We start from the raw sequence: 6,042 nt of genomic DNA, 5'->3' as shown, positions 1-6,042 counted from the left end.
TCTTTTTAATTGCACAATCAGCAAATCAATCTCTTTATCATCATGGGTGTATTTACCAATCCTTTCTAAAGAACCTATATATTTTTCAAATGGATCAGGAATATAATTGCCTTGATAGGAGAAGGTATTTTCTTCATAATATTTGAGAAGATTTTTTAGAAAATAAATGAATTTAGTTTTATCAAAGGAATTTTCAAATGTCTCAACAATTAATCTTTTTGCTTGTTCTCTATTCATTTTTATTTAAACCCCAATCTCTTTTAAGTAACCTCTTATTTCTCGCTTCACAATTTGACTACTTCTTTTATAATGATTTTTCCTATATAAGGCTTCAATGCCTTTTTTTCAACCAAATCAACTTTTACACCTATTTTTTTGCTCAAATATTCCCTTATCTCAATAAAGTCAAAAAGGCTAATCTCTGCATTTTCTTCAAACTCAACAAGAATATCTACATCACTTTTCTTTTTTTGTTCTCCTCTCACCCACGAACCGAAAACACCAATTTCTTTTACTCTATACTTTTGTTCCAATTCAGATTTTAGACTTTTTAAAATAATCTTTATTTCTTCCAATGTTTTTACTTTTTTATTCATCTTTCCTCATTAGTTAAGTAAAGTGACAAAATAACTTCTCTTTTTCCTTCTGGAATAAAAGAACTTTCTATTAAGTGGCTTTTAAGAAATGCAGGTGAAATCTCTTTTTGTAGAATACCAAGTACCTTTAACGGATTCTCTATTTCATCAATCTTAAGTTTGAGGAGTGCTTTTAATGTTTTTTGAACTGTCTTTTTTGGCAAAGTCCCTTTTTCAAGTTCATTTATCACCTTTTTAAGATATTCCTCTTGTTCTTCAGTTAACTTCTTACTATTTTTTTGGGTGGTTTTTAGAATCCTAAGAAGTTTTGTAACACTATCAGAACCACCCTTTCGTCTTGTTTCAATTACATCTTCAATAGTGGCATTAAAAAAGGCACTTTTATTTTTATCAAGAAGCTCATAGTAGTCTTCTAAAGGAAGTTTTTCTCTCTTTTCATCCTGTGAACTTTCAAGAATTTTTGCAGCAGTCAAAAAGTCAAGTTCAACTGTTTTCCTTTCTTTTTTATCTGATAAGAAAAATTTCATCAATTTCCCTTTTCTAAAAAATGTGATTAAAGACTCTGGAGTTGCGATATCTTTAAGATTTTCATTAAATATTTTAGCGGAGCGAGCTTTTTTGGGAAGTCGCTTAATCCGCTCAAAAAGTTCAGGATTTTTATCTCGAATATCTTCAATAATTCTTAAATATTTAAGCTCGCTTTCCTCTTTTTCCTCTTCAATAATTGTTTCTTTTGAAAGCAGTTTGTCAAACAACTCATGAGAAGATACAGGTTCTCCTTCTGTAAGTATCGCTGAATCACCTCCAAGCAGAGTTAAAAATGCTTCTATTTTTGAACGAGCAATTTTTGTAAGCTCAATTTCAGAATCTGCTTGTGTAGTAGGGAAAAAGTTAAATGTATAAATTTTATCAAAGGGTGTGTCAATGCGGTTTACTCTACCAACCCTCTGATACAATCTTGTGGGATTCCATGGAATATCATAATTTATAACAATATTTGAGCGGTGCAAATTCACACCTTCTGAAAGAACTTCTGTTGAAACAAGTATTCTGTAATCGTCTTTTTTGTTTCTTGCCCTTGCATCAAAATTTTCTACAATTTTATCTTTGACATACTCTGGAGAATTACCATGGAATAAAAGGGCGATTTCTCTACCTAAATCTTTATTAATATTTTCTGTCAAATACTCTGCTGTCTCCTTTGATTCTGTAAAAATGATGATTTTTTTGCCTTTTAAAATTGGATTTGTTTTCAGATTAGTAAGTAATGTTTCAAGTTTGGGGTCTCTTTTTATAGATTGCCACATGGGTTTTATCTTTTTTAAAATCTCTAAATCATTTTTCAAATCTAATTTAAAATCTGGTCTAAAATCTTTACTATCATATCTTTCAGCTTTCCCTTCATCAATAAGCTTTTGAATAGCTTCATCATCGCCAAGTTCTAAAAGTTCAAAAATTTTATTTATGTATTTCTTACTTATATATACATTTCCTCTTTCATATTCTTTTATAAACATCTCATAAGAACGGATAAATCTATCAATAGTTTTTCTAAAAGCATAAAAACTGCTTTCAAGACGCTTCACAAGAAGAACTTTCATAAAAGAGCCCATATTTCTCTGAGATTGCTCTTCAATGGGTTTTATAGGCTTGACAAAATATAGTAAAGGGGTATAACGAGCATATTTGAATTTCTGGGTTATTAGCTCGACAGTTTCCATAAATATTTCATCCTCTTCTTTATTTAACTGATAATAAAGAGGTTTTGGGTCTTCTATTTCTGGAAATTTAATTTTATTTTTTTCTAAGTCCTCTTTAAAGTATTTTTCAATTTCGCTTCTTGTTCTTCTAACCATTATGTATTTTAAAACTTTTTCACGAATCTCTTTGGCAATTTTTCTTGTTAATTCAAGATAATCATTATACTCTTTGTCACGATTAATTTTTTTCAATCTCTGTTCAAGTTTTCCAAAAAATTCTTCAAGATCTTGAACACCCGGGATGTTGCTTTTTCGTGCAGGTTGAAATAATTTAATCTGATTAAGGATATCTCTTGGAGAATTATTGTATGGAGTAGCTGAAACAAGAATCACTCTCTTATTTCGACAAATTTTTGCAATCTCTTCATAACTTATAGTTGTTTCATTTCTAAAGCGGTGTGCCTCATCTATAATAATATTTTTTACAGGATACTCACTATTCTCATGTCTTTCTATAAATTCTTCAGCTTCTTCAAGTTTCCCTATGGACGAGCATTTAGCTGGAATATGAAAATCGCGGAGAACATTCGTCCATGAGCCAGGGTTATTTTCGCTGATAAGAGCAGGTGGTGCTATAACAAGAGTTCTTCCATCAAGTTGGCCTGCAAGCATTGTAGCAACATAGGTTTTGCCAAGTCCAACAACATCAGAAATGAAAACTCCACCATATTCTTCAATTATCTTTTTTGCATTTAAAACTGCTTGTTCTTGATATTTGAGGCTTTTAAAATCAGGAGGCTGATATTTTATAAAAATTTCATCAGTTCTTTTCAATTCATCCCTAAAATACTCGTATAAGAATTTAAGATAAAGTTCATAAGGGGTAATGTTTTGATTAAGCCATGTTCTTTCATTTATTGTTTTAACAAAATTCTCGGAGACATCAACACTATCCTTCCATAATTCTTCAAATTTTTCTTTTGCAAATTTATAATCAGCAGGATTTTTTAATTCAACATTAAATTCAAAATTATCCACAAGTCCAGATTGAGTAAAATTGCTTGAACCTGTAATGACTCTTCCTATATCACGATCCCCCTCTTTAAAAGTGATAATATATAATTTTGCATGAATATTTTGCGATGGATAAGCCCTTATTTGAAGTTTTCCATTTCTAATCCATTCAATAAATTTCTGAATTCCTTCCTCAACATTTTTTGAATCTTCTGAAATAGCCATTTCCTCTTCTATTATGTTTTCAACACTTTCTTTTACCTCTTTATGAGAAAATGAATTCTCTTTCTTCGCTTCTTTTAATAATTCATAAGCCTCTTTAGATGTAGCAATACCAATAAGAATTCTTATTCTTTCAGTGTTTTCAAGTGCCCTGTGTAACTTATAAAATCCACTTGGATAAAAATAAGCAACGAGAGAGTCAAAAAACCTGCAATCTTTTATTAATTGCTCAAACCTATCTTTAAGGGTCTTCCCTGGTTCATTGATTATAAAGGATTGATCTAAAGATAAATTTTCTTTCATATTACTTTTTTCAATTTATCAAAAATTACTTTATTATAAAGAAAAATAAATTATGAAGGCAAAAAAAGACTTTACTTAAATAAAATTTACTTTACGGTTTTTTTTAAACCTTTAAATTAATTTATAATTTATAATTTACTTTTAAAAATTATTTTTGAATATAAAGCGGTTCAATCCCGTAAAAAATTAAAAGGAAATAATGGCCAAAACTATCCTTTTTGTAGGACACTCTGGATGTGGCAAAACCACTCTATGTGAAGCAATACTTTTTAACCAAAAAGTCACAAGCAGATTGGGAAGAACTGATGAAGGAACAAGCATTCTTGATTATGACCCGGAAGAACAAGAGAGAAGAATCACAATTAACCTTGGAATAGCCCATTTTGAAAATAAAGGAGAAAAAATATTCTTACTCGATTCACCCGGTTTCCTTGATTTTCAAGGCGAATTCCTCTCTGGACTCCATGTATGTGATCTTGTTTGCCTTGTCATTAACGCAGGAGCAGGAATAGAAGTTGGAACAGAAATCTACGGAGAAAAAATTTTTGAAAAGAATATCCCTGTTTGTGTTTTTATAACAAAGATGAAGTCTGAGAATGTAAATGTAAAGGAGATTTTAAATGGCTTAAGAAATACCTTTGAAAAAAAATTTATACTTCTTACATACCCATTAGGGGAAGGACCTTCCTTTCAAGGGGTAAAAACAATTTTTGAAGAAGTTCCTTCTGAATGGAACAAGGAAAAAGATGAAGCAATGGAATCAATTGTTGAAACCGATGAAAGTCTTGTTGAAAAATATCTTGAAACAGGTGAGATTTCTGAAAACGAAATTAAATCAGCTTTAAAAAAGGGAATAAAAGAAAACCTTATTGTCCCTGTATTTTTTGGTGATTCATTAGAAGGGAAAGGAATAAATGAATTTATTGAATTTTTATCAGAATATTTCCCTTCCTATGAAGAATTTTCACCAAGAAAGGGAAGAAAAATTGACGGGACTGAGGTTATGATAGAGCCTGACCCTGAAAAACCTACAGTAGCTTTTATTTTCAAAACAATGAGTGATCCGCACTTAGGAGAAATAAATTATGTGAGGGTATTCAGGGGTAGTATTAAATCCGGAATGGAACTTTTAAATCCTAAAAGAGAATTAAGGGAAAAAACAACTTCCTTATATTCTGTTCTCGGAAAGGAAAGAAGAGAAATTTCAGAAATTAAACTGGGTGAAATAGGAGCAATTGTAAAACTTAAAGATACACATACAAATGATACCTTATGCTCTCCTGATGATCCTGTTATCTATCCTGAAATAGAATTTCCATGGAGAAGTGTTCAAGTTGCTATAGTTCCAAAAACAAAACAGGATGAAGAAAAAGTATCAGAAGCATTAAAAAGATTAACAGCAGAAGACCCGACTTTTTCATTTCATTATAACCCTGAACTAAAACAAACAATTGTTGAGGGTCTCGGTGAGATTCATTTAAATGTAATAGTTTCTAAAATGAAAAGGAGATACGGAGTAGAGGTGACCCAGGCAAGACCAAAAATTCCCTATAGAGAAACAATAAGAAAAAAGGCAGAAGCAATGGGGAAATATGTTAAACAGTCAGGTGGAAGAGGTCAGTATGGAATATGTAATATAAGAATTGAACCCTTACCAAGGGGAAAGGAATATGAATTTGTAAATTCTATTTTTGGAGGTGCAATTCCTTCTAACTTTATACCTGCTGTTGAGACTGGAATTAAAAAGGCGATGCAATCAGGTGTTCTGGCTGGTTTTCCTGTAATTGATGTAAGGGTTGAACTTTATGATGGTAAATACCACCCTGTTGATTCTTCAAACCTTGCTTTTGAAATAGCAGGTTCAATGGCTTTCAGAGATGCTCAGATGAATGCTGATTCTTATCTTCTTGAACCCATCTATGAAGTAGAAATAATTGTTCCAGAGGAAATAACCGGGGATGTAATGAGTGATTTAAACTCAAGAAGAGGAAGGATACTTGGTATGGAACCTTATGGTAAGAAAAAGCAAAAAATAAAAGCCTATGTTCCACTTGCAGAACTTCACGGATATTCAAGTGCTTTAAGATCCATATCAAAGGGAAAAGCTGTATATTTTGCTAAGTTCTCCCATTATGACGAGGTTCCAAAAGAACTTGCCCAGAAAATAATTGCAGAGGCAAAAAAACAAAAAGAGGAATAAATTCTGC

At 31.3% G+C, this 6,042-nt stretch carries 4 protein-coding genes; 1 reads left to right on the top strand and 3 read right to left on the bottom strand.

Annotation, left to right across the window (positions count from 1 at the left end; all coding sequences use genetic code 11):
• The 3 genes from ABIN73_06135 to ABIN73_06125 form a co-directional block, all read right to left on the bottom strand.
• Positions 1-237: hypothetical protein (locus ABIN73_06135; GenBank protein MEO0269300.1), on the bottom strand; the 237-nt coding region annotated here is incomplete at its 3' end.
• A 47-nt stretch (positions 238-284) separates the two neighbouring features.
• On the bottom strand, positions 285-596 hold the full coding sequence (locus ABIN73_06130; protein ID MEO0269299.1) for a nucleotidyltransferase family protein: 312 nt from the start codon (positions 594-596) through the stop codon (positions 285-287).
• Positions 593-3,835 carry a helicase-related protein gene (locus tag ABIN73_06125; protein ID MEO0269298.1) on the bottom strand — a complete coding sequence of 1,081 codons (3,243 nt, stop codon included), beginning with the start codon at positions 3,833-3,835 and terminating at the stop codon, positions 593-595. Before ABIN73_06125 ends, ABIN73_06130 begins: the two co-directional genes overlap by 4 nt.
• 199 nt (positions 3,836-4,034) lie before the next feature.
• Here ABIN73_06125 and ABIN73_06120 point away from each other — a divergent pair, with 199 nt between their 5' ends.
• Positions 4,035-6,035, top strand: a complete 2,001-nt coding sequence (locus ABIN73_06120) for an elongation factor G (GenBank protein MEO0269297.1) — start codon at positions 4,035-4,037, stop codon at positions 6,033-6,035.
• The last annotated feature ends 7 nt before the right edge of the window (positions 6,036-6,042 follow it).

This window comes from candidate division WOR-3 bacterium, from assembly GCA_039804025.1.
Lineage (GTDB): Bacteria > Hydrothermota > Hydrothermia > Hydrothermales > JAJRUZ01 > JBCNVI01.
This window is presented reverse-complemented; position numbering and strand designations above follow the sequence as displayed.

What these genes read in the sequence shown, in the direction of transcription:
- ABIN73_06120 (MEO0269297.1), top strand. Translation starts at nt 4,035, where the DNA reads ATGGCCAAAACTATCCTTTTTGTAGGACACTCTGGATGTGGCAAAACC.
- ABIN73_06125 (MEO0269298.1), bottom strand. Translation starts at nt 3,835, where the DNA reads ATGAAAGAAAATTTATCTTTAGATCAATCCTTTATAATCAATGAACCA.
- ABIN73_06130 (MEO0269299.1), bottom strand. Translation starts at nt 596, where the DNA reads ATGAATAAAAAAGTAAAAACATTGGAAGAAATAAAGATTATTTTAAAA.